Raw genomic sequence first — 25,449 nt, 5'->3', positions numbered from 1 at the left:
GAAATGATTAAGAGGTAAACTGTTCAATCTTTTACGGGTTTAATATTCAGTTTTAGGCTAAAAATTATATAGAATATTGAGAATATTAATATTATTGTTATTAATGGTGTTGGTGTTTTTAATGGATAAAGCAATACTGCTATAAAAGTTACAGTAGCTGCTAACATTGTAAAAATAAAAGTAAATATTTTGATAAATTTACTTTTGCTAATATGTTCTGTTCTTGATAGGTAAATATATTTTATTGGTATAAAAGAGAATATTGCTAATATTGTTATTGTTATTTCATTAGTTAATTGGCTTGACTGAAAACATAGCATATAAATTACTATCACATTCCAATAACTTGGAAAGCCAACAAAAAAATGATCATCAGTTTTAGCATTTAGTTGACAGAACTGATACGAAGAAGAGATAGTTATCATTATTATTATTGGAATTAGCCATTGTTGACTAACTACTGCAGATACATATATCCAAATGCAAGGAACAATTGAATATGTTGTAAAGTCTATAATATTATCGAGAAGGGCACCATCTATAGGAGCAAGTTTTTTGATATCAACTAGTCTCGCTAAGCTACCATCTATTGAATCAATAAATATTGCCATTATAATGCTAAACATTGAAAGTTTAATATAGTAGTGATGCAGTTCTGTTTGACCTAATACTATTGTTTTAGCAGCTTCTATTGAAAATATAATAGCTAAGATACCAAATACTGCACCTAAGGATGTAAAAAGATGCACTAGCCAAGCATATATTTTTTGTACGGTTTGTACTTGCATTTTAAACTAACTTTATAAATAAATTTACGAAATTGTAGCAAAAATAACTAACAGTTTCTATTAATTACTAAATCAATAAGTTTTTCAAGTCTATTTGAACTGATTTTGTTATTTTTGAGCTTAGTGATAATTTGAGTAATTTCATTTTTTTTATCTAATAAATATTTATTTGCGACTTCTAATCCCATTAATGATACATAAGTAGATTTGTTAGCATGTATATCTTTAGCGCTAGTTTTTCCTAATTCAATAGTTGTCTTAGTGACATCTAGGATATCATCTTTGATTTGAAAGCATAAACCTATTAAATCAGCTAGTTTTACTAATAAATTTTCTATTTCGTCATTTTGGTTTTGTGAGAGAATATAAGGTAAAACTATACAAGCCCTAAACATTTTTGCGGTTTTATTAGTATGTAATATCTGTAATTCTTCAAGGTTGAGCTTTTTATTCTCACCCTCAATATCTAGTTGTTGACCACCGACCATTCCATCAGCGCCACAGCATTGGGCAAAGAATTTATTTATTTTTTTTAGTCTAGCTATATCCGAACAGTTGATATCTTGTAGTATTTCAAAAGCTAAAGATTGTAAAGCATCACCGGCCAATATTGCTGTAGCTTCATTAAATTTGATATGACAAGTAGGCTTACCCCTACGCAGCGTATCATTATCCATAGCAGGGAGATCATCATGTATTAGCGAATAGGTATGGATAGACTCTATTGCAAAAGCAACTTTATCGCAATCTGCCTTATCAATAGCTAAAGCTTCACCAATTGCATAAACGAATTGTGCTCTTATTCTTTTACCACCACTAAAAAAACTATAATGCATTGCTTTTACTAATGTTTTGGACACGCAGTCAAACTGAGCAAATACATTTTCAGCAAAAATTTCGAAATCTTTTATTATATTTTCACTAGTCATAAAAATCTTATGATATTGTTATATTGTTTTTCAAGCACATCGCTATGAGCTTTGAAAGTTTTAAGTGCACCTAAAGACATCTGTTCTAATAATTGTTTGTCTTCTAATATTTTCAGAATGTTATTTGCAAGTTCTTGTTGATTTCTTACACGTACTAGAGCTTTATTACGAATTAGTTCCTTGGATATTTGACTGAAATTAAAAAGGCTTAAACCACTTAAAATCGGTTTTGCTAATGCAGCAGGCTCAAGTAAGTTATGTCCTCCATTATCTATTAAACTGCCACCAACAAAAGTTATATCTGAAATATAATAAAGATGCAGCAGCTCACCCATTGTATCGCCTAAATATACTTGCGTATCATTAGAGATTTGAGACTTTAAATTACTTCTTTTTTGGTATCTCAAAGAATTATAAGCAATTAGTTTTTCTACTTTCTGAAAGCGTTCTTTATGTCTAGGAACTAATATTAATAAACAATTTGGATGTGTTTTTAGAATTTCCTTATGTGCTTCAAGGATTGCTTCTTCTTCACCTTGATGAGTACTTCCTGCGATCCATATTGGTCTACCCCTTAAGCTATCTTTCAAGCTAAACATTTTATTTTCTAGGTTTTCTGGAGTAATAAGATTATATTTTAAGTTTCCAGTTACAGAAATATTGTTTTTATCTACCCCTAGAGAATAAAATCTTTTAGCATCCTTTTCTGTCTGAGCGTTAATATGAGAGATATTCTTAAATAAAAATTCTTTAGCAAAGGGAATTTTGGTATAGTTGCGCATAGATTTTTTTGAGAGTCGCGCATTTGTTATTATCACTGGTATTTTTTCAGCAAAACACTTATTTAGGATATTTGGCCAAATTTCTGTTTCAACAATTATAAAAATTTTTGGATTAGTCTTAGCAAAGAAACTATTCACAAATGGAATTATATCATAAGGTATATATACATGATGTACATTTTGATATTTACAATATAGATTATTTACCACATCACTACCTGTTGGTGTCGTTGTAGTTATGACGAAATTTTCATTAGGAAAATTTTTTAGTAATTCTTTTACCAGTGGTTCAGCAGAAACAGCCTCACCTACAGAAACTGAATGAATCCATATACTATTATTAAGTCGTATTTGTGTTTGGGCGAATCTCTCGGCCCATCTTTTTCTGTAATTGATATTTTTAAAACTTCTTTTAAATTTTTTTAGATATAAAATAGGTATTAATGTTATAAACATGCTCGAATATATATGAGCTAAAAAAACATAAAAGAATCTTTTCAAATGTTCCACTATTTAACCTAAAGCTATTAACAATCACTTGGTAACCCTGTTGATACATTGTAGCACATAACAATAATATTTATATAATCTGAACTGGTAAAATTTAGTTTTAAAGTAATTCTATTATTTTATCAAGTGCAATAGCTCTATGACTTATTTTGTTTTTCTCTGATTCAGTTATTTCTGCTAATGTTTTTTGTAGTTGTGGCAATAGAAATATTGGATCATAACCAAAACCATTTGAACCACTCATTTGATGAGCTATTTTTCCTTCTAAAAAACCATATGCTAAGATTGGGCTTGGATCAAGTTCATATTTCACATATGCTAAGGCACAAACAAATCTAGCATTTCTATCATCATTACCAATAAGGTTAATTAGTAACTTTTCTATATTAGCTTTATCATTGCCATGTTCTCCTGAATATCTTGCTGAATATATTCCAGGTTGACCATTTAAAGAGAATACTTCAAGTCCAGAGTCATCAGCAATAGCAGGTAGACCCGTATATTTAGCACAGTTTCTTGCTTTTAAAATGGCATTCTCAATAAAGCTAAGTCCAACTTCTTCAGCATCAGGAACATTAAAATTAGTTTGAGGGACGATCTTAATATTCTTTTGCCTAAAGATATTAGTAAATTCTCTAATCTTGCCTTTATTACTAGAGGCTAAAACTATTTCTTTCATCCTATGGTTTTTAAATAAAATTATTTTCCTAAGATATATTAGCAATATTTATCGTAAATGTTATCCTTTTAGTATATATATTTTTAAAATATTGATAGGTTAAATTCATGAAAATATGTTTTATTGGTGGTGGTAATATGGCAGCAGCAATGATTGCTGGTATGGCATCACATGGTTATAAAAGTCAAGATATAATTGTTTTTGATAGAAATGAACATAAGTGCTTAAACTTAAGTAGAAAATATAATATCGAGACATCTACTTCATTACTAGATACAGTTAAACTTGCTGATATTCTTATCTTAGCAATTAAGCCACAAAATATGCCAGAGCTTATCAAAAATATCAGAGATGCAGTTACATCTAAACAACTTATAGTTACAGTGGCTGCAGGCATACAGACTAATGCATACGAGAGATTATTTAATAAAGAGATATCTTTTGCTAGAACAATTCCTAATACGCCTAGTAGTTTAGGTTATGGTGCTACTGGAATTTATTTTAATAGCAACATTACAGCTGATAAAAAAGCTATAGTTATAGATATTATGCAGACAATCGGAGTAGTAACAGTCGTAGATAATGAGAAAGAAATTGATACTATTGCTGCTATAGCTAGTTCTGGACCTGCATATTATTTCCAATTTATGGAGCATATGGTTAATGCAGCAGTCAAGCAAGGCCTGGATAAAAAACAAGCTGAAAAACTAGTTGCTCAAACATGCTTAGGAGCTGCACAAATGGCATTAAATACTAATGATGATATGACAACTTTAAGAAAAAATGTTACTTCTAAAAAAGGTATAACTTATGAAGCATTAACTATTTTTGAGAACTTTAATCTTGGTGAAATTGTAGACAAAGCAATCCAGGCAAATATAGCTAGAGCACAACAACTAGCTATAGAATTTACAAAAGCAATAGATAGTTAAATAGCTAAGGTTTTGAACAAGTTTTAATAATATTCTCTAATGACAAAAAAGTTGAGATAGCTGATAAAAACTTATATCCAAACTCTATCAGCATATTAGAATAATAATGTGATATAGTCAAAACTATATAATTTACAATAATTGTCTTTCATATTTAGACATTACATTTTTAATTCTTTCTTAAATCTTACTAGGTTCCATGAACAAAAAAATATCTTAGCCAAATAAGAGTACTTGCCAAAGCAATAAATCCTAAAAATGCAGAGCAAGTCTTATCAAATCTAGAGAAAAAGTTCTCAATTAAGTGTTTTTCTTTGTAAATATGCCAATCAATATTATGCTTTTTTGTGTAATTTTATTTGGCTGGGATAACAACAGTGTTTCCATTTTCAGCTAAGATTTTTATATTTTCTTCAGAAAAATAAGCTTTATCAGCTAAAATATGAGCATTTTTTATGCCGTCTAAAAGCTCTAAAGAGGGAACAATGTCATGTACATTACCAGCTGTAAGCATAAATTTCACAGGATTTCCTAGAGCATCAGTCAAGGTATGTATCTTAGTTGAAAGTCCACCAACACTTCTGCCTAAGGCATGAATTTCATTACCATTTATTTCATATCCACATGCACAAGCATGAGATTTTACTGATAATGAATCAATCATAAATTGTTGAGAGTCAACCTCTGAAACATAAGTCATTAAATCACACCATACACCTTTGTCAGCCCAGTATTTATAACGCTTATGCAATGCTCTGCTACAGTCATATTCTTTATGAAGGTATTTCCATTGAGCACCTGTTTTGAGAATGTAAAAGACGGCTTCTATAAATCTTCTAAGTTTAAAAACATTTTTTGTATGTAGACCTTTTTGAGATTTTAAAAATTTTAAAATAGTTGACCAATTTGTTTCTGATATATAATATTCCATATAGTTAAGTGTGTTTTTTTCGCAAAAAATATTTAAATATACTTAATAACTTTTTTTAAAAAATTTTGTTCATGGAACCTAATACATTTGGCTGTATATACTATTTTAATTTATTCATCAATAATGCATATTAATGAATAAATTAAGCTATTAAATTTTTTTGTATGGAAAGCTTTGTAAAAGGCAGTATTTTTAGAGGAGGTACCTCTAAAGCTCTCTTATTAAATAAAGAAGACTTATCAGATTATCAATTAAATCATATAGATGATATTGTTATTAGTATTATGGGCTCACCACACAAAAGGCAAATAGATGGTATAGGAAATGGAGATTCTCTTTGTAGTAAGGTAGCGATTGTTAGTAAATCATTAGATGAGGGAGTTGATTTAGAATATTTTTTTATGCAGGTCAGTGTTAATGATAGGTTTGTAGATAAAACTGTAAACTGTGGGAATATAGCTTCTTCAATAGCTCCTTTTGCAGTAAATTCAAAAATAATCAATATCGAAGATAATTTATCATCAGCTAATTTGAAAGTTAAGAATATAAATACTGATGTGATTTTTGAAACAAAAATATGTGTAAAAAATGGTAGTTATTTTTCGGATGGTGATATGTCTATAGATGGAGTTAATAATACCTATTCGCCGATAGAGTTAAATTTTTTTAATCCAATAGGTGCCAAAACAGGAAAACTTTTACCAACAGGTAATGTAGTGGATCATATAGATGGAATAGATGTGTCATGCATAGATGTGGCAGTTCCTATGATTATTATTGATTCTACTAAATTTGATAAAACAGGGAAGGAGACGAAAGATCTTCTAGATAAAGATAAAGAGCTATTAAGAAAAATAGAAAAGATAAGAAAAAAGGCATCTTATCTTATGGGCTTGGGCGATTGTAGTAAGAAAGTTATTCCTAAAGTCTGCTTAATATCAAAACCTGCTAGCAAAGCTAATTCTATATGTTCAAGATACTTTACTCCTTTTGATTGTCATTCGACTCATTCAGTATCTGGAGCCATGTGCTTAGCATCTAGCTTATTTATTGAAGGTTCGATTGCCTGTCAGGTTATAAATGACAGAATAGAAAATGATATTGGCATCATCAACATAGAACACCCATCAGGAATAATCCCTATATCTTATCAGGTAGATAATAATCAAGATGTAAGAAAAATTAAAATTATCAAAATGGGTTTTTTCAGGACAGCAAGGGAGTTAGTGAGAGGAATTTTTTTCTATAAATTATAATATATATGGGATAATTTTAGCTTTTAGTAGCTTTACTGAATATTTTAAAAACTAATCTAAAATTATTTGTTAATGAAGATAGTTTTTTGAACAGAGTTGGCTATCATATCTTAATCCATGCTTTTTTTAGTAAATGTTTTTGTCTTGACATGTTATAATTGATCTAGATTATATATACTAGCTAATGTAAGTTCTAAAAAGTTTGATGTAATATTTAATACTTAGAGAACATTTTAATTTGGTTACAAGAAATGTAGATTATGTTTTAATTATAGTGCTTCTAAGTGGTACTAAAACTATTAAATATTGGGATAAAGGGAATTTAAATTGGGCTTATCTAGAATAGTACTAAATAAATATTTATTTTATATACCTTATTGTATATAATTGGATTAATGATACACAATACTACTTTAAATAGCAAGGGTTAATTATGAGAATATTGTTGGCTGAAGATGATCTTCATTTGGGTGAAGGCTTATTAGAAGCTTTGCAAAAAGAGGGTTTGATTGTAAATCTCGTTTCAGATGGTGAGGCAGCACAGACTTTTATAGAATCTGGATTGTATGATATCATTGTTTTGGATATTGGTATGCCAATAAAAACAGGATTGGAAGTTCTAAGAAACGTTAGAAATAGAGGTATTAAAGTACCAATAATACTGTTGACAGCTAGAGATGGTCTCGAAGATAGGATTAAAGGTCTTGATCTTGGTGCTGATGATTATCTAACTAAGCCATTTGAGTTAAAAGAGCTAGTTGCTAGAATTAAAGCTATTTCTCGTCGTATTGATACTAGATCTGGTAAAAGTGTTAATGAAGAGATTAGATTTGGTGATTATAGTTTTAACCCAAGTTCTGAAACAGTAACTAAAGATGGTGTTATAATTCCAGTTTCAAAAAAAGAGTTAGCGCTTTTAGCTATATTGGTACAAAATGCTGGTAGAGTAGTACCAAAGACACAGCTTTTAGAAGAAGTATATTCTACTGATAAGGAAATGGATACAAACACCCTAGAAGTACATATGCATAATTTAAGAAAGAAAATTAACATTCCTAATTTTATACAGACTATTAGAGGTGTTGGTTACTTTGTACAAAAGGATAAAGTAATTAAGTAACTTCTCATGGAAATCTTAAACTATATTTTAAATTTGGGATTTACTTTTTGGCTTTTATTCTTAACCATTGCTAGTGGCTTAATTTATATTATCGATTTTGTGTTCTTCCAAAAATCAAGATTAGCGGCATATGCTGATGAATTAAAAGGTCTTTCTAAGAAGCAAAAACGCCAGTTCTATAAAGATAGAGGATTAAAAGCACCTTTTATTGCTGATCAGGCGAGGTCTTTATTTAGTGTATTTTTTGTAGTATTTATACTTAGAACTTTCTTGATTGGTAACTTTTTAATTCCAACTGCATCAATGACACCAACTCTTCCAGTTGGTGATTTTATTTTTGTCAATAAAACTGCTTATGGTATCAGAGCACCATTTACTAATGAAACTTTAATAAAAGTTGGTGAACCTAAAAGAGGTGATATTGTAGTATTTCATTTTCCAGTTAATCCTAATGTTGATTTTGTCAAGCGAGTGATTGGATTACCAGGTGATGTAATTTCATATAAAGATAAAATGCTAACGATAAATGGTAAAAAGCTTGAGTATACTAACTGTAATCGTGATGCTATGAACTATTATAATCAGTCTTTAGCTGCTGGTAGCGGTGATACAGTATGTACTGAGAACCTTGATGGTGTTAAGCATGAGGTTGATTGGATAGAGTTTGTCAAGGGGACTGATTTCGAGGATCTTAAAGTTCCAGCTGGTAGTTATTTTGTCATGGGAGATAATCGTGATAATAGTGAAGATAGTCGCTATTGGGGTTTTGTACCTGAGAAAGATTTAGTTGGCAAAGCAAAAGTTGTTTGGATGAGCTGGGATAAGATAGATAAAAAGGTTCGCTGGGATGAAATTGGTAAGGTCTTTTAATTAAAAATGGTTCCTGAATATTCACGATTTTATAACATTCTTGGCTATAAATTCAAAGATTATACTCTTCTTATAAGAGCCTTAACACATCGAAGTAAGACTAAGAAAAATTATGAAAGATTAGAGTTTCTTGGTGACTCTGTTCTAAGTTTTGTAATTGCTGAAGTTTTGTATAAACAATTTACAGATTTGGATGAAGGAAAACTATCGCAACTAAGATCTAAATTAGTCAAAGGAGCAACTTTAGCACAATTAGCTTCAAGTCTTAAAATGGATGAGTACATTATCTTAGGTGCTAGTGAACAGGGTGGTCACAAGCGTGAGAAAATATTAGAGGATGTTTTTGAAGCTGTGATAGGAGCTATTTATTTGGATAGTGATTTTGCAACAGTCAAGAAAGTCATATTAAGATGGTATCAGCCAATAATATTGAGTATCAATCTAGATACTATCAAGGTCAAAGATAGCAAATCAAAGCTTCAAGAGATTTTGCTACAGAATGCTTTGAGTTTGCCAGAATATAGTATTGAAACTATAGAGGGTAAAGACCATGAGCAGGAATTTACTGTAGTTGCTATGTCAAAAGATTTAAATCTTCAAGTTAAAGCTCAGGGTACTTCACGGAAAAAAGCTGAGCAAAAAGCGGCTGAAAAAATGATAGAAATGTTATCACAACAAGGCTTACATGAAAAAAAATAGACTAAACTTAAATGGCGTAGTTGTTATTAATAAGACTAAAGGTGTTAGTTCAAATAAAGTTTTACAGCAGCTAAAGTATTTATTTAATGCACAAAAAGCAGGTCATACGGGTACTTTGGATCCTATGGCGACCGGGGTTCTACCGATATGTTTTGGCAGAGCTACAAAAATAGCACAATACCTACTTGATGCTGATAAAGAGTATATAGCTACAATTAGACTCGGTATTGAAACTGATAGTGGTGATGATGAGGGTCAAATAATAGCAAAAAGCACTAACATCCCTGAGTTATCTGCGGAATATTTAGAAACGGTTTTAGCAAATTTTCGTGACAATATCTCACAGATTCCACCTATGTACTCAGCACTTAAATATAATGGACAGCCCCTTTATAAGATTGCCAGAGAAGGTAAGAGTGTTGAGATTAAACCAAGAAATATTAAAATTTATGAGTTAAAGCTATTAGATTTTGACAAAGATACTTTGAAAGTTAGAGTTAAATGTTCAAAGGGAACATATATCCGTAGTTTGGCGATAGATATTGGTAAGAAACTAAATTGTGGTGGACATTTGATAGCTTTACAAAGAACTCAAAGTGGACCTTTTAAATTAGCCCAAGCTTTTGAGTTAGAACAACTAAAAGATTTAAGTTTTGAGCAAAAAATTGCTAGTATAACTAATATAGAGAGTGTATTTATCGACAAACCAATATATTCTTTATTAGAAGAAGAAAAAGATGATTTATATAAAAGAGGACTCCTCGCTGACAAACCTCATCTTGATGGAACGGTCAGGATATATGATGTTGAGAAGTTTGTTGCTATAGCAGAGTTTGATAAAGGTAAGTTGATTAATAAAAAATTTTTTGATCAGGATATATTGATAAGTGAGTAAGTACAGCATACATAATGATCCGAATAAGGATATTGAAGCGCAAAAATATGAAAACCCAATTCCAAGTAGGGAAGTGATCTTAAACTATATAAGAGACGTAAAGCTTCCTGTAAGCATTGAGAATATAGCAGATGTTTTAGAGATTTTTAAAAAAAATCTTTTCGAAGGGCTTGTAAATCGTTTGGGTGCAATGGTTAGGGATGGTCAGCTAGAGAAGGATAGATCATATTATAATTTGCCGGAAATGGCGCCAATATATATCACATCTAAGGTTACTGCAGATAGAGATTCTCGTTTAGAGTTATTTAGTCATACTCTAAATACAAAGGTGGGTATAGTATCGCATCAAGCAAAAATGGTAATGGTTGGTGATGAGGTAACCGCAAAAGTTCTTGGGCTTAATAAGCGTGGTCGAATAGATGCGGAAATTAAAACCATAGTGACAAGAGCTCAGAAGACAGTCACGGGCTATTATTATAAGAGCTTTGACTGTGATTTTATTAAGCCGATAAGCAAAAGCATAACAAGTGACATAGTGCTATTACCACCAAAGCAAAAAATAGAGCATAACTCTTTAATAGAAGCTGAGATTGTTGTTTATCCTAGTATAAGTAGTGCAGCTGTTGCTAAATTTAAGCAAGAGGTCGAAGCAGTATCTCCAGTTAAAGAAGCGATGATGATGGCAACACAGAAATATGATTTAATTGAGCAGTGGAGTAAAAAGGCTTTACACTATTTAGATAATATTTCTGATGACGTGGTTGTTGGCAATAGGGTTGATCTACGTAATGAACACTTTGTAACAATTGATGGTGAAGATGCTAAAGATTTTGATGATGCTGTTTATGCACACAAGACTAAAAGTGGTAGTTGGAAGTTATATGTGGCAATTGCAGATGTCTCAAATTATGTTGAGAAAGATTCGGCTTTAGATTTAGACGCTAAGCGTCGTTCTACTTCAGTGTATTTCCCTGGTTATGTGATACCAATGCTACCAGAGAAGCTATCAAATGGTTTGTGTTCATTAAGACCAAATGAAGATAGATATTCTCTAGTTTGTGAGATGAATATTAGTAAGGAAGGTAAGCTTTCTAGATATAAGTTTTATTCAGCAGTAATAAATTCAAAGGCTCGCTTAACATATACAGAAGTAGCCAAACTTCTAGAAAAGAAACAAAATACTATAGTTGAGAATACTCCTGAGTTGGTACCTAATATATTTGATTTATACGAGTTGTATAAAGTACTTCATCAAGCTAGACAAGAGCGAGGTGCTATAGATTTTGATACAGTTGAAACACAAATTATACTGAATGATTACAATCATATCGAATCAATCATACCAAGACATCGTAATGATGCACATAGACTTATAGAAGAGTGCATGCTTGTAGCAAATGTTGCGGCAGCTAAGTTTACTATTAAGCACAAAAAGACATCACCATTTAGAGTTCATAGTGAGCCTAAAGAAGATAGAATGGAAACTCTTAAGAAGTATCTTGCTAAGCATGGTATTCATTTTGCTTATGGCAAGAATGGTAAAGTTACTCCGAAAGCATTAGCACAAATGCTAGCTAGTATAAAAGATCGTCCAGATTATGACGATATTCAGATGATGACTTTACGTAGTATGAATCAGGCTGTATATAGCATAAATAATGATGGACACTTTGGATTAGCATATAGTGAATATACGCATTTCACCTCACCAATTCGTAGATATCCAGATTTAGTGGTACACAGAATAATAAAATCAATTATTGGTGAATATGAGCATGGCGCTGCTGACTATAAACCTTCTGAATTAGCAAATATTTGTGAAAATGCTTCTGATCAAGAGCGAAATGCTGATGCAGCCTCTAAGCAAGTTGAGAATTGGTTGAAGTGCTACTTTATGCAAGATTATATTGGTCATGTTTTAGAAGCTCAAATTAAGCATGTTAATGGTTTAGGTCTATTTGCTGAGCTAAAAGATATGTATATAGAAGGTTTAATACATGTCTCAGCTATTCCTGGTGATTACTATATTTATGACGAAGCTAAAGATATATTAATTGGTAAACGAACCCATAAAGTCTATAAAATTGGTCAAGATATCACGGTAAGAGTTGTCCGAGCTGATCTTGAAAGAATTCATATAGATTTTGAGCTGTATGATCCACGTAAGTCATTTGTTGAGAATAGCTCAGCTAAGCCATTTGCAAAAAAACTAAAAAAAATTAAAAAAGCTAAAAAGAAAAAAGTAAGAAGTAGAAAAAAGAATAAAACAAAAGCAAAATTAGCACACTAAATTTAATCTAAATTGTTTTCTTTGGTTGTTTAAAATCCCAAACTATTCTGAACTTTCTCAAGACACATAAAATCATATAGGTAATATCTATTTGCCACACTTTAAGATTATTTCTAACCGAGTAAGCAAATTTATGATGATTATTATGCCAACCTTCACCAAATGTAATTAGAGCTATAAACCAATTGTTGCGACTATTATCTGAAGTTTCGTAATCTTTAGAGCCAAAAATATGGCAAATTGAGTTTACACTAAAAGTGGTATGGTATAGCAAGACGGTACTTAGTATCCCTCCCCAGAAGACAAATGCCAGTCCAGATGTTTCAAGTCTAGGATAAAAGTGACTGACTAGGCTCCCTAAAGCAAAAAGCCCTACCAGATATAGAGCAAATGATACATGAGCATATTTATCTATCCATACTAGCTCAGGATATTTAACCCAGTCTTTGGTAAATTTTGGATCTACATGGTCGCTTCTAGATTCAAAAACCCAGCCTACGTGTGATTGAAAGATACCATTTTTAGGTGAGTGTAGATCTGTGTCTTTGTCAGAATGAATGTGGTGATATCTATGATGACCTGACCACCAAAGCGGTCCTTTTTGAGACGCCCAAGTACCTACTAACGCTAAGATAAATTGAAACACTCTAGAGGTTTGAAAAGCTTTGTGTGCAAAGTAACGATGATATCCAGCTGTCAAAGCAAATGTTCTAGCTGAGAATGTAACAAGAAATACAACTAGCGCTGTAATATTATAATTTACAAAAAATATTGCCAAACAGGCTAAGTGCATAATAGCAAATGCTATTATCGTCAGTTTATTAGACTGTGTTTCCATGATTTCTCCAATTTTAGATCATTTTCTTAGCAATCTTGAAGTATAGCTTATATGGTAGTGCCGCAATAAGTTTTAGAATTATAGTGAATTTTTTTGTAAAGTGAATCTCAAATTTACTTGTTTCCAAACCTTTAATAATACTATCAGCAGCTTGTTCTGGCTTCAGTAATGCTGGCATTTTAAAATTATTTTTATCAGTAAGTTTAGTTTTGACAAAGCTAGGATTGATTAGGCGAATATCAAGCTCTGGATTTTCAGCTTTGAGACTTTCAACTAAGTTTATTACACCAGCTTTAGTTGCTGCATAAGGTTGTGATCTAGGAAGTCCAATATAGCCTGCAACACTTGCTGTTATGGCAAGTTGACAATCAGGATTTTTCTTCAGAAAAGGTAGCACAAATCTAATTAAGTAGAAAACTGCAGTTAAATTAGTTTGGATAGTCTTGTTAAGATTGGTGATTGCAATATCAGCAATTAATGATGGCTCATAAAATGCAGGTAAGTATATAATAAAATCGGGTTTATAGTTAAGAGCTTTAGCTGCGGCTTTCTCAAATTCTGCAAAGTCAGCAACATCAAAGCTTAGTATATGAGAGGTGTTTTTAAGATTGGCTGCTATATTTTGTAGTTTATCTAGAGCGCGTGTTGATATAATAAATTCTGCTTTGATAGAATTATCAAGCTTTTTTAGAACTGCTTTACCAATACCATCTGTTGCACCAATTATCCAGATTGTTTTACCTGCAAACTTTTGCATATTATGCTCCTGTTTTTTCCTTATGCATGAATAATGTTAAAGAACCTACAGTTAAACCAAACTTCTTAAATGAGTTTTTATTTATAAGTACACCATCATTCATCAAATACATCCAATCATCAAAATTAATTTTGTATTTTTTATCGCCAACAGGGATATCCATTTGATACTGCCAATTCATTGCATTACCTTCAACATAGATTTTGGCTATGCCAATTACATCAGCTGTAGTACCTTCATAATAGTTATCAGATATCTTCTTAATCTTCCAAATGCGATGATCTTTCTGACCATCATAGTAGACCATATACTCATCAAATGTGCCAAGATTACCATCCCAGCTAGCAGTACCAGAGAAGTCAAATTGCTTGGTAACTTTACCTTTATAGTCTTGAATAATTCCTGTGCCAACAATTTTACCTTGTAGGTATTGCTGCAAATCAAGCTTTGGTCCTTCACCTTTATAACTTAATATATCAGCAGAGCAGCCAAATAATCCTAGCGCCATAATAATTACTCCTATTTTAGATATTAATTTCTTCATAAGCCCCTCAACTGTTTTAATAGTTTAATATGAGATGATTTATCACTAAGCCATATTTCAAAAAAATATTTTGAAAGAGTTTTAGTTGGTATTTCACCAAGTAAACCTTTATCTGAATAGATATACCCATTACCATCTTTATCCATGTAACCATATAGATTTGTGCCATCTTTTACATCTGGCATTAATCTGGCAAAAATTTCTTTGTATTTATCAAGGGTAGTATGTGCTAGTTGTGGATGTTGGCCAGCAATTTCTTTGACCGTATGATTCGCAATATTCTTACCACTAAAACTTCTGAGATAATGAATTTTGAGTAAAAAAGGTTTATCCCAGCTAAAATGACCATTTTCACTGTAAAGCTCAGCATCATAAACATCAAAAAAACATTTAGTAAAATGTACTTTACCAACTTGTTGTGATTGTTGTGATTTTATTTGTTGTAAAGTTAGCTCTTCAGCCACACTAAATAGAGGTAAACTAATAAAAATAATTATTAGTAGTTTCCTAAGCATGAACAATCTCCAGTTGTACGACATCAATACGACCATGTGTGAATGCAGCACTGCAAGAGTTTAGATAAAAACGCCACATCCTTTGAAAACGCTTATCAAAACCAAGTTTTATAAGCTCTTGCTCAACGTTTATAAAGTTTTTGTCCCACTCGTCAAGAGTTTTTGCATAATCTTTAGCAAAAGATTCTTTACCTACACATTTTAAGTTAACTTTATCAAGTTCAAGATTAATTTGCTCCATAGATGGCAGAAAACCACCTGGGAAGATAAAGGTTCTAATCATATCAGTACCTTTAGCATACTCAGCAAAAAGCGCATCATCAATAACTATTGCTTGAATGATAATTTTACCATCTTCTTTAAGTAGTGATTTAAGCTTTGAAAAATATGTATTCCAATATTCTCTACCAACAGCCTCGATCATCTCAATAGAGACAATATAATCATATTTGCCAGTCTGGATGCGGTAGTCTTCGATTACAATTTCAGCATTTTTGCCAGTTAAGCGCTTTTTAGCGTAAGCATGTTGCTCTTCAGAAAGTGTAATGCCTTTTAGGAAATAGTTACCACTAGTTAGAGCTGTTTCAGCAAAACCACCCCAACCACAACCTATCTCGATTATAGAACCATCTTTTTTATCGAACTTATCAACTATATTTTTGTATTTATTGATTTGTGCTTGTTCTAATGTTTCATTCTGATTTTTATATAAAGCAGAGGAGTAGGTCATAGTTCTATCTAACCATAGGCTATAAAAATCATTACCTAAGTCATAATGATCATAGATATTTTTTTTACTTTGTTTGATACTATTTCTTTTAGTCAAGTAGCCAATTTTGTGAAAAAGTTTGAAGAAAATGTTCGGTTTCATATATTGTCCAAAAGCTTCTTCATTCTCTAAGCCTAGATGTATGAGGGATTTAAGATCAGAAGTCTCCCAATAACCATCGCGATAATCAGCAGCAAAGCCAATATCTGATTTTAGTTTAAGGTTGACAACTGTACGCCAATCCTTGAGCTTCAAATCTGCTATTGGTCCTGGTTTTGCGCCTTTGGTGTATATTGTTTCTCCTTCGGGAGGAGTCAAATATAGTTCACCATACTCAATCTTATCTAGTGATTCGAGCAGATTTTTTTTTACTATTTTCTCAAACATATCTTAAAAAGCTATTGGTTAGTATCTTCTATAGTAAATATTAACAAATAAATATTGAGATAATATTGCTAGAAAATTAAATTTTGTTAATAAATATTATCGACCTAGATTTATATTTCTATAAATTAATAAACTTGGCAACACTTATTCGATCATGTTGTTGTATAGGCTTAGGGATATATTTAATTTTTTTAAACACAATTTTTAAAGCTTGCCAATGGATTAGATAAATAACTTTGAAAGTTAGCAATGGTGATCTAATGAATTCTTTTATCAAATTTGCACTTGATAAAGGTTTCATATTACCACTAATCGCAGTGCCAAGTTGGAGTTGATCATTATCGTAGTAATTTATGATAATTTGATTTTTTGCACTATTTTCAAAATTTAGTGCGAAGTTAAACTTATAGAAGCCTTGTCTTGGATAGAATGGAGATACATGAAAAATTTTTTCTGCTTTAAACCAACATTTATTAGTTATGTCTTGTCCATTTTTATGACAGATGTAACTATGAGTTTCTTTGAAAGTATTATTAACTTCAGCAATTACAGCTATAAGTTTGTTATTTTTGTAACAGAGCCAAAAGCTAACTGGATTAAATAAGTAACCTAGGACTCTTGGCATAGTCATTAGTTTGATATCATCGTATTCAAGTTTGTACTGATTTAATAAGTCAGTTGCCCATTTTAGACTGCTTGAGCCATCTCTCAGACCATGATCTTTGTCATAGAAAGAATATAGATTAGGTTTATTTATGCTAAATAGTTTAGTTTTGTTCTGATTTAGTTGTAACATATCCAAGATTACATAATAAGATCTATACCTAAATGAGTTTTGTTTAGGGAGGTGTCTTTTATGAAAAACTTTTGAGCTTAGGACAAAGTCTTTTACCACGGGGTTGTAACTCCTAGTTTAGCCGCAACATTTACAGCACTTAGTATACCATCTTCATGGAAGCCATAGCGTAGATAAGCTCCGCAATAGTATGTATTGTTAAGCCCTTGGATTTTATCAAACTCTTGTTGAGCTTGTATGGCTTTTTTATCAAATACAGGATGATCGAAAGTATGCTCATTAATTATCTTTTGTGGATCAGGTTTTTGGTCTGGATTAACTGTAACAAAATAATCTATATCCGTATCTAAGGGTTGAAGATTATTCATCCAATAGCTAAGTGAAACTACATCACGCTTATCTTTAGTTTCAGCACTTAGATAATTCCAGCTTGACCATGCGGTTTTGCGTTTTGGCATAATATTAGCATCTGTGTGTAATATTACTGAATTTGGTTGATATTTAATAGCTGAGATTAGCTCTTTCTCATAGCTATTAGCATCATCTAGTAGCTCAAGAACTTCGTTAGAGTGGCAAGCAAATATTACTTTATCAAACTCATCACTATTGTTATTTATATCTGTGATAACAGTTTTTTCAGATCGTGTTACTTTGGTTGCTTGAGGTGCAAATGTGATATTAGCAGATTTTAACTGACTGATAATTTTTTCAACATATATTTTGCTACCACCTTTAACCGTATACCATTGAACAGGCTTAGTAGTTGTAAGTAAACCATGGTTATTGAAAAATCTAATAAAACTAAGAGCGGGGAAGTCATACATTTTTTCTAGTGGTGTACTCCAAATACAAGCTCCCATAGCTAATAGATAGTAATCTTTGAAGAAGTTACCAACTTTTATTGAGTCTAAGTACTCTGCAAGGGTAATATTTTCATCAAGAGTATTTTGTTTAAGGTGTTGTCTTGATATTTTATTAAATTTTAAGATATCTTTTATCATCTTATAATAGCTTAGTCTAAATATATTAGTCCACTGTGCAAATAGACTCTTGATACTACTAGAGCCGTATTCAAATTTGCCATTTTTGATAGATACCCCAAAAGACATATTACTTTCAGCGACTGGTACATCTAAATGTTTAAATAATCTTGATAGATGATAGTAAGTATGATAATTAAAAACAATAAAACCCGTATCTATAGGCGTATTATCTACCTTTAAAGTACGCGCATGACCACCAAAATAGTTATTTTTTTCATACAGAGTAATTTGATATTTATCCTTAAGGAGATAACTCACTGCGAGTCCAGATATTCCACTTCCTATTACAGCTATTTTTTCCATTTTTAGATTTATTTATAAGAGTTTTATTTAATTATAAGATTAATTTTTTAGTTTTTAAAAACATAGTTAAAATTTGTTAATGTAACGGTAGTGATATTATCATTTTTAAACCTTGGGGTTTGTTATTTTGAGCAATGACATCACCATCATGTAGTTGGATAATTTTTTTAACTAGAGAGAGTCCTAAGCCATTACCTGTTTGACTACGGCTTTTTTCTTCACGAAAAAATCTTTCAAAGATTTTATTAGTATTTTCATTATTTATGCCAATTCCTTGATCAGCTATTTCAATTATGTACTTGGAGTTTTGTATTTTTGTATTAATTGAAATTTCAGTATTATCTTTTGAGTATTTGTAGCAATTATCTAAAATATTTATGATACTCTGAAAGATAAGATTTTTATCAATATTAAGATTTCTAGGTAATATATTAATTTTTAACCGAATATTTTTCTGCTCAAAGATTGGCTCATATAGTTCAATAGCATCATCGATAATATTTTTTATATCTAAACGTTTTTTGATTAAATTCTCACGTCCATGTTCAAGACGATTAAGCCTTAGCAAGCTATTGAAGATATCGAGTAACTGATTGCATTCTGCTAGCGCGTCACTTGAATCTTTATTTGGGTTTGTTTGCTTGAGGTTCTCTAACTTATTTTTTAAGCGTGTTAGAGGTGTTTTTAAATCATGAGCAATATTGTTTGAAACACTTTTTATATCTACTAAAAGCTCCTCAATATTAGCTAAAAGAATATTAAGAATATTAGCTAGATTACTAAGGTCATCCCAGTTAGTATTTGATTTGATTCTTTGGCTAAAATCTCGAGTATTTACTATTGAGGCTGCAGAGCTGGCAATGTGATTGATTTTCCTTACAACAAAGACGCTGATCAAGTAACTTATGATCACAACACTTACGGTGCAAAAGATTCCTATACTTAAAGGGATAATATGCTCAATTACTCTATCGCCAACAGCAGAGAAGATTATGTAAATCCAAGAGACTATGCTTAAGCCTAATAAGACTGTAAAAAGCATTGCCATTTTAAAGCTGGAGCTGATTATATATCTGCGTTGGATACTATCATAAAGACTATTCTTGGATGACATATCCAAATCCTCGTATAGTTTTTATCGGATCTATCAGTCCTCCTTCAGTTAATTTGTTACGCAGGCGAGAGATATGTACTTCTACTACATTCGTTTGCGGATTAAAGTCATAATCCCAAACTTCTTTGAGTATCATTGTTTTACTGACAACCTCATTTTTATGTTTTAGAAGAAGATGTAAAACTTTATATTCACGCTGTTGTAGAAGTATTAAATCGCCATTACGACGTACCTCATGAGCAAGCTTATCAAGAACAATATCACCACAACTTAATCTATGAGTTTGAGCCTCAGTAATTTGTTTAGTCCTTTTGTAGAGTATGTTTACTCTAATCATCAATTCATCTATTGAAAAAGGTTTGGTAAGATAGTCATCACTCCCTGATTTGAGACCTTGAATTTTATTTTCGGTACTATCAAGAGCGCTTAGAATGATAATAGGAGTGTTCACATTTTGTTTGCGCAATATCTTAAGCAAAGAAATACCATCTAAATATGGCATCATCCAGTCTATAACGATTACATCATAGTTATTAGTATTGATTAGAAACAGAGCTTCCTTGCCATCATAAGCTACAGTTGTCTCAATACCATTTTCTACAAACTTAGTTTTTATGAACTGAGCTATTTCCTTGTCATCATCGGCCACTAAGACTTTTGGGTTGTCACTCATTGTTTAGCTTATAATTTTAGTTCAATAGTATAATTATAGCTTAATTAATAGCTTTATATCTTGAAAAAATAGCTATAAAACTTATTTAAATAATAAAATCTTTTATGTATAAAATATTATACAACGATAAAAGGAGGCTAAAATGAAAAAAGTTCTAGCAACAATTTTAGGATTAACAGTAGTTTCTGGAGTATATGCGGATAGCTATATAATGTATGCAAAACCAGATACTAAGTCGTCAAAGCTTGCAACTATAGATGATCAAGATTCACGCTATAAAGCTATTTTTTCAAAAGATGACTGGATCGAGGTGGTTGATAATAAAGATGGTAGCGTTGGTTGGGTCAAACAAAAAACTCAAGATAAAAGTTCACAAACTATTACTAAAGATCCAATTGAGCAAATGATGACAAATTTTCAAAAGCAACAACAGTTATTAGACGAGCATTTTAACAAGATGCTAGCTAATATTGATCAAAGTATTGCTCAAATGCAAGCGCAATCTAGCACAACTAAAACTAAGAATAATCCTCAAGTATTTAAAAAATTTAGTTCGATTACAATAGACTCAGATGGAAAAACAGCAAAGATTGTTAAAAAGTCTGAGGATGGTAATGGTGATATCCAAACTGTAGAAAAAGAAATTCCTGCCGATCAGTTAGGTACTATTAAGCTTTAGTCGAGTAGCAGTATTCTATACCTTTGGTAAACTAATCTGCTTGTGAATTTATTCAAAATCCTTTCATTATAAGTTAATATTATTATATAAATAATTAATCTAGGGAATAGATTATGAATGAGGAACAATTCTTGGCAGAAAAGTTGCAGCAGTTTAGTTTACTCGATATCGCTTTGGTTAAAATTGTCTACTTTTTAGTTGGTTTACTAATAGCTAGTAATTATATTATTTTGACATCAATAAGCTGGTTTTTTTATTTGCTAATGTTTTTGACAGCGGTTTTTCCAATAGCGATTCACCTTTTGTCATTTGAAGGATCGTATATTGAAAAAGCACATAAATATCTAAAGACAAATAAGCCGTCATATCAAGTACTTTTATTCTTTAGTATGTTCTTTTTAGCATGTATGTTGGCAGTGTTGATACCAGTTTTGTTAGTAGTGCCATGGTATACATATGTTATACTGATAGTTGTTTTTGCAATTAAGCCAATGCGCTCAAATATATTTTGGTAGAATAGAGCAGTAAAAGTACGCATGATGGTCAAAAGGTCTATTCAAGATTAGTCCTTAAGCTTTATAATTTTATTGTTTTATTTTTTAATAATAATTTCTTATGGAAATGTAAAACATCCCAGTTACTAAAATTATACAAAAATAATGTCTCACCTAATCATCTAGATATAGGTGTTAGTTCAGGATATTATCTAAAAAAAAGTAAAAGATAAACTAGAAATTGTAGTACTTATGGATCTAAACCAAAATTGTTTAGATTATGTAAAAAACGTTCTTAAAGACAAACAAATATTGACTTATCACATTGATATTCTCAAAGATATACCTGAAAATTTTTTCTCAAAATATGATTCTATATCTTGTAACTATTTAATTCATTGTTTACCGGATAACGGTAACAAGGAAAAGGTATTTGAAAATATTGTAAAAATGCTAAGCCAAGAAGGTATTGCTTTTGGATCAACTATAATCAATGATTATAGCTCAAAACTTGCTGCTAAGGTTGCTAATAAATTTAATGCTAAGGGAATTTTTGATAATAAGAATGATACTTATGAGTCAATAGAAAAATATCTGCAAAACAATTTTGCTCAATATTCAATCGAGCAGATAGGTTCAGTCTGTGTGTATGTTATGAGAGAGCCTTTAAAATAAACTTTAGTATTTATAATCAATAACATTCTCAATTATTTTTGTTATAATCGCAATATAGGTAAATTATTCTGTTTAAAAAATAATGAAAAAGAGGCTCTTATTCACAACTATATCTGTCAGTTTAGTATTAGTACTTAGCTCATGTGGCAAAACTACTGTAGCATATGAGGATCCAAATGGTGTTGATACAACATCGATAAATTTTAGTTCAACAGATTTACAAGCTATTACAAATAAGATGGCTGAAGATATGCTTAATTCACCAGCAGTCAAAAGGATTACTGCTATGGATACGCCAACATTATTCTTTAGCAATATTCGTAATGAGACTCGCGAGCATATAAATACTACTATGCTCTCAAACACTGTTCAAACACAGATCATAAAATCAGGATTATTCCAAGTTACAGATATGTCTCAGATCAAAAATGTTCGGGAACAGCTTGGCTATCAAGCAAATAGTGGGATGGTTGATCAAACTACTGCAACTAAGATTGGACAGCATATTGGTGCTAGATATATGGTCTATGGTTCTATCCAAGATATTGATAATACTAATGTTGATGGCGATAAGAGGTCTAAGTTCTTCTTAGCTACACTGAAAATGATGGACCTAAAAACGGGCCTTGTTGTATGGCAAGATGATAAGCAGATTCGTAAATCTCAAACTAAATCGACTTTTGGTTGGTAAGATATAAAAATTAGATATCCTTAATTACTATTAGGATCTATAAAAAAGGAGAAATTATATGAAAAAAGAAAATTTTAACTTCATTAATTGCCTCATCGTTGCTGGCAAGCTCATTATTTGCTGCAGATGCTACAGTTGTAGACTCTAAAACTACCCAGCAGCAAACCCAAGCAAAAGTGGATATGGGAGCAGCTGTTGCTAATTTAAATAACGCTATTTCGTCGGATTCAAAACCAGTTGCGACAACTAGTCAAGATAAAAGATCAGCAGAAGAGATATTAAACGATGTTATGGAAAATTACATTGATCAAAATAATCTCAGAGATAAATATGATTATGTTGGTTCTGCGATTGGTACAGCATCTGTTAATCAAACAAATTCAAACTATGTTGATAGTGCGCAACTTGCATTTGAGAAAGCATTAATAAAAGCTCAAGCAGAGTACATATCATTTATTTCAGCAAATACTAAAGTCGATAAGAGTTTAAATATAGATAGTACGCAGGGCTCAGCTGCGAATGAGATTGATACAGATGCTGATAAACCAAAACAAGGAACACAAGCTGCTATTGATGCTAAGCAAAAGGCACTTGATGAAGCAAAATTAGATAACCAGCTTAAAGAGCAAGGTTTAAATCCTAATGATTTTGCGACACCAGAAGAGAAGAAAAAGGCATTATTAAGCCAGCAAATGACAATAAAAAGCTTGACTACAGGTTTTGGTAATTTATCAGGATTATTACCGATTAAGACTTTTGTAGTTGAGAAAGATGGTAATGCTGCTATCGGCGTAGTGGTTATCTATTCAGATAAAATCAAAGGTATGTTTGAAGATATTAAGCATGGTAATCAGCCAGTAATAGTTGGTAAAGGTGGTCAGTCACCATCTGATTTATATAAAGATAAGTCAGGTGAGGATATGATGGGCGACTATGGTATCCGTGTTGGTTTTGGTGAGGATAACAAACCATATATTTTAGCCTATGGTCAAGGTTCATATAATGGTCCGAGTATTCAAGGTGTTTCAGCAGGTGATTATGGTTATAAACAGGCAACAATTATGGCAAGAGCAAATCTTGTTACCCTAATTGCAGGACAGATGTCAACACAAGAAGCATTGACTATGTCTGAGAATATATCAAGTACTTTAGCTAAAAATACAAAGACTCAACAAACTCGTAGAATAGATGCTACAGATATTGAAAAAACATTATCGACATATTATAAGACAAAAGCTAATTTAGATATTATTGGTCTTAAAACTGTCAAAAGATGGCGCTACAAGCTGCCAGGTACTGAAAATATTGTTTATGGTGTGGTACTTAAATGGGATCCTAAGCAAGTGGCTACGGCTAACAAGATTAAAAACTTTAGTTATGATGAGTATCGTAAGCAAAATACTCAAAATACTGAAAGTGGCCAAAGTTCCCTAAATGGTAAGGTAATTATTAGACAAAGTGATGATAATAAGTATCTAAATCAATACTAGGGTTTTAAATATGCAAAAAAGGTTAATTACTTTAGTATTATCTATGACTTTTATCACAGCCATAGCTGTTGGAGCACAGAATAATTTATCTGGCACAAGCATGCTCTCAGGTAGTACAGCTATGAGTTCTGCAAGTTCGATGCTTAGTTCAGCTAGTAGTGTTAGTTACAAAGGTGTAGATGAGCGTAGCAAACTAAAAATGTTTAGAGTAGCAATATTACCTTTTGATACAAAAGGTGCCAAGATAGATGGTGATGTTAATCAAGAGCAACTCCAAACAGGCTTAAATAATAGTATAATTGCGCAAATCACGCAGTCACGTAAATTTAGAGTGTCAAATCGAGATGTTAATGATGAGAAGGCTTATGAAAGTGAAATTAAGCGTATACTTAATTCTGATACAGATAATGATAAGAGCATGCTTAATCAAAAAATAGGTGCTGATTTTATTCTTACTGGTGATATTCTCAACCTAAATATAACTAAAAATAAAACTTCATATTACGGTGAAGATTTTACAACACTAAATGTTTCTTCTACAGTGGCGTATCGCATGGTAGAGTTAGCAACAATGGAGGTTAAATGGTCAAATGTTGTTACTATTGAAGTACCAACAAATATTGCTAACCAGTATGCTAATGCTGATGATGCTAATTATATGCAACTATTGAGCTATTTAGGTAAACAATTAGGTAAAACAATATCAGATCAGGTTATTGGAGCTATATATCCTCTTCAAGTCTTGAAAGTTGATGATGGTGAGATTTATTTTAATCAAGGTGGTAATAGAATTATCAAAGGAAGTGTCTATGAGGTCCGTCAAGATGGTGGAGTTACATTAGATCCTGCTACAGGACAACATATCGTACTTGATAGTAAAGTTTTAGCAAAGGTTAGAATTACCGATGTTATGCCTAAATATTCTATTGGAATAGTGATTGATGGTAGTTTAGCTAAAGTTCAACCTGGGTTACGTGCTTATCTGACCAAATAAGTTATT

26 protein-coding genes and 1 pseudogene are annotated in these 25,449 nt (G+C 31.5%); 13 read left to right on the top strand and 14 right to left on the bottom strand.

All coding sequences use genetic code 11. The features are described 5' to 3' along the window. Positions 1–23: 23 nt before the first annotated feature. The 4 genes from FSC454_RS07690 to rdgB form a co-directional block, all read right to left on the bottom strand. The gene (locus FSC454_RS07690; RefSeq protein WP_066046531.1) at positions 24–788 is read right to left on the bottom strand and encodes a CDP-alcohol phosphatidyltransferase family protein; all 765 of its coding nucleotides are present in this window, start codon (positions 786–788) and stop codon (positions 24–26) included. A 47-nt stretch (positions 789–835) separates the two neighbouring features. After that, positions 836–1,717: a polyprenyl synthetase family protein gene (locus FSC454_RS07685; protein ID WP_066046529.1), complete on the bottom strand. Its 882-nt coding sequence runs from the start codon at positions 1,715–1,717 to the stop codon at positions 836–838. Next, positions 1,714–3,009 (bottom strand): lipid IV(A) 3-deoxy-D-manno-octulosonic acid transferase, encoded by a 1,296-nt coding sequence (gene waaA / locus FSC454_RS07680; protein ID WP_066046527.1) that lies wholly within the window; start codon positions 3,007–3,009, stop codon positions 1,714–1,716. Before waaA ends, FSC454_RS07685 begins: the two co-directional genes overlap by 4 nt. 100 nt (positions 3,010–3,109) lie before the next feature. Beyond that, a complete protein-coding gene (rdgB, locus tag FSC454_RS07675) occupies positions 3,110–3,688 on the bottom strand; it encodes an RdgB/HAM1 family non-canonical purine NTP pyrophosphatase (protein WP_014548819.1) in 579 nt (192 codons plus the stop codon). 107 nt (positions 3,689–3,795) lie between these two features. Between rdgB and proC the strand changes: the two genes are divergently transcribed. Continuing rightward, positions 3,796–4,620 carry a pyrroline-5-carboxylate reductase gene (gene proC, locus FSC454_RS07670; protein ID WP_014548818.1) on the top strand — a complete coding sequence of 275 codons (825 nt, stop codon included), beginning with the start codon at positions 3,796–3,798 and terminating at the stop codon, positions 4,618–4,620. 190 nt (positions 4,621–4,810) lie between these two features. Here the strand turns inward: proC and FSC454_RS07665 are convergent. Beyond that, positions 4,811–5,551, bottom strand: a pseudogene (locus FSC454_RS07665) (IS5 family transposase). A 164-nt stretch (positions 5,552–5,715) separates the two neighbouring features. On the opposite strand from FSC454_RS07665, the gene FSC454_RS07660 reads away from it, so the two are divergent. From FSC454_RS07660 to rnr, 6 genes are all read left to right on the top strand, one after another. Then, positions 5,716–6,807 carry a PrpF domain-containing protein gene (locus FSC454_RS07660; RefSeq protein ID WP_066047016.1) on the top strand — a complete coding sequence of 364 codons (1,092 nt, stop codon included), beginning with the start codon at positions 5,716–5,718 and terminating at the stop codon, positions 6,805–6,807. Between the two features lie 433 nt (positions 6,808–7,240). Continuing rightward, positions 7,241–7,927: a response regulator QseB gene (gene qseB, locus FSC454_RS07655; protein ID WP_014548816.1), complete on the top strand. Its 687-nt coding sequence runs from the start codon at positions 7,241–7,243 to the stop codon at positions 7,925–7,927. Between the two features lie 6 nt (positions 7,928–7,933). After that, positions 7,934–8,797: a signal peptidase I gene (gene lepB / locus FSC454_RS07650; protein WP_066047013.1), complete on the top strand. Its 864-nt coding sequence runs from the start codon at positions 7,934–7,936 to the stop codon at positions 8,795–8,797. Between the two features lie 6 nt (positions 8,798–8,803). Next, on the top strand, positions 8,804–9,496 hold the full coding sequence (gene rnc / locus FSC454_RS07645; RefSeq protein WP_014548814.1) for a ribonuclease III: 693 nt from the start codon (positions 8,804–8,806) through the stop codon (positions 9,494–9,496). Then, positions 9,483–10,391, top strand: a complete 909-nt coding sequence (gene truB / locus FSC454_RS07640; RefSeq protein ID WP_066047011.1) for a tRNA pseudouridine(55) synthase TruB — start codon at positions 9,483–9,485, stop codon at positions 10,389–10,391. Before rnc ends, truB begins: the two co-directional genes overlap by 14 nt. Continuing rightward, positions 10,384–12,681, top strand: a complete 2,298-nt coding sequence (rnr, locus tag FSC454_RS07635; RefSeq protein WP_066047009.1) for a ribonuclease R — start codon at positions 10,384–10,386, stop codon at positions 12,679–12,681. The genes truB and rnr overlap by 8 nt, the downstream gene beginning before the upstream one ends. Before the next feature lie 7 nt (positions 12,682–12,688). Here the strand turns inward: rnr and FSC454_RS07630 are convergent, their stop codons facing one another. The 9 genes from FSC454_RS07630 to bfpR all read right to left on the bottom strand — a co-directional run bounded on the left by FSC454_RS07630 (position 12,689) and on the right by bfpR (position 20,420). Next, positions 12,689–13,519 (bottom strand): acyl-CoA desaturase, encoded by an 831-nt coding sequence (locus tag FSC454_RS07630; protein WP_066047007.1) that lies wholly within the window; start codon positions 13,517–13,519, stop codon positions 12,689–12,691. 13 nt (positions 13,520–13,532) lie between these two features. Beyond that, positions 13,533–14,276, bottom strand: coding sequence for an SDR family NAD(P)-dependent oxidoreductase (locus FSC454_RS07625; protein ID WP_066047005.1), 744 nt, complete (start codon positions 14,274–14,276; stop codon positions 13,533–13,535). 1 nt (position 14,277) lies between these two features. Continuing rightward, on the bottom strand, positions 14,278–14,820 hold the full coding sequence (locus FSC454_RS07620; protein ID WP_066047003.1) for a DUF3833 domain-containing protein: 543 nt from the start codon (positions 14,818–14,820) through the stop codon (positions 14,278–14,280). Then, the gene (locus FSC454_RS07615; RefSeq protein ID WP_066047001.1) at positions 14,817–15,335 is read right to left on the bottom strand and encodes a chalcone isomerase family protein; all 519 of its coding nucleotides are present in this window, start codon (positions 15,333–15,335) and stop codon (positions 14,817–14,819) included. The genes FSC454_RS07620 and FSC454_RS07615 overlap by 4 nt, the downstream gene beginning before the upstream one ends. Further along, on the bottom strand, positions 15,328–16,491 hold the full coding sequence (locus tag FSC454_RS07610; protein WP_066046999.1) for an SAM-dependent methyltransferase: 1,164 nt from the start codon (positions 16,489–16,491) through the stop codon (positions 15,328–15,330). Before FSC454_RS07610 ends, FSC454_RS07615 begins: the two co-directional genes overlap by 8 nt. 118 nt (positions 16,492–16,609) lie before the next feature. Continuing rightward, positions 16,610–17,386: a DUF1365 domain-containing protein gene (locus tag FSC454_RS07605; protein ID WP_066046997.1), complete on the bottom strand. Its 777-nt coding sequence runs from the start codon at positions 17,384–17,386 to the stop codon at positions 16,610–16,612. Next, positions 17,380–18,633 (bottom strand): NAD(P)/FAD-dependent oxidoreductase, encoded by a 1,254-nt coding sequence (locus tag FSC454_RS07600; protein ID WP_066046995.1) that lies wholly within the window; start codon positions 18,631–18,633, stop codon positions 17,380–17,382. Before FSC454_RS07600 ends, FSC454_RS07605 begins: the two co-directional genes overlap by 7 nt. A 76-nt stretch (positions 18,634–18,709) precedes the next feature. Continuing rightward, positions 18,710–19,681 carry a HAMP domain-containing sensor histidine kinase gene (locus FSC454_RS07595; RefSeq protein WP_231865172.1) on the bottom strand — a complete coding sequence of 324 codons (972 nt, stop codon included), beginning with the start codon at positions 19,679–19,681 and terminating at the stop codon, positions 18,710–18,712. 49 nt (positions 19,682–19,730) lie between these two features. Then, positions 19,731–20,420: a two-component system response regulator BfpR gene (gene bfpR, locus FSC454_RS07590; RefSeq protein ID WP_066046992.1), complete on the bottom strand. Its 690-nt coding sequence runs from the start codon at positions 20,418–20,420 to the stop codon at positions 19,731–19,733. Between the two features lie 142 nt (positions 20,421–20,562). Here bfpR and FSC454_RS07585 point away from each other — a divergent pair, with 142 nt between their 5' ends. From FSC454_RS07585 to FSC454_RS07560, 6 genes are all read left to right on the top strand, one after another. Further along, entirely contained in the window at positions 20,563–21,099 is a 537-nt protein-coding gene (locus tag FSC454_RS07585; RefSeq protein WP_066046990.1) for a hypothetical protein, read from the top strand. 113 nt (positions 21,100–21,212) lie between these two features. Further along, the gene (locus FSC454_RS07580) at positions 21,213–21,614 is read left to right on the top strand and encodes a hypothetical protein (RefSeq protein WP_066046988.1); all 402 of its coding nucleotides are present in this window, start codon (positions 21,213–21,215) and stop codon (positions 21,612–21,614) included. A 231-nt stretch (positions 21,615–21,845) separates the two neighbouring features. After that, entirely contained in the window at positions 21,846–22,268 is a 423-nt protein-coding gene (locus FSC454_RS07575) for a class I SAM-dependent methyltransferase (protein ID WP_231865171.1), read from the top strand. Positions 22,269–22,350: 82 nt separating this feature from the next. Further along, positions 22,351–22,959, top strand: a complete 609-nt coding sequence (gene lpoB / locus FSC454_RS07570; protein ID WP_014548799.1) for a penicillin-binding protein activator LpoB — start codon at positions 22,351–22,353, stop codon at positions 22,957–22,959. A gap of 71 nt (positions 22,960–23,030) precedes the next feature. Next, a complete protein-coding gene (locus FSC454_RS07565; protein ID WP_071794824.1) occupies positions 23,031–24,449 on the top strand; it encodes a DUF6844 domain-containing protein in 1,419 nt (472 codons plus the stop codon). A 10-nt stretch (positions 24,450–24,459) separates the two neighbouring features. After that, complete coding sequence (locus tag FSC454_RS07560; RefSeq protein WP_066046984.1) at positions 24,460–25,443, top strand: penicillin-binding protein activator LpoB; 984 nt, start codon at positions 24,460–24,462, stop codon at positions 25,441–25,443. The last annotated feature ends 6 nt before the right edge of the window (positions 25,444–25,449 follow it).

It is taken from the genome of Francisella hispaniensis FSC454, assembly GCF_001885235.1.
In the GTDB taxonomy this organism is placed as follows: domain Bacteria; phylum Pseudomonadota; class Gammaproteobacteria; order Francisellales; family Francisellaceae; genus Francisella; species Francisella hispaniensis.
The sequence above is the reverse complement of the archived record's forward strand: the minus strand, read 5'-3'. Positions and strand labels throughout refer to the sequence as shown.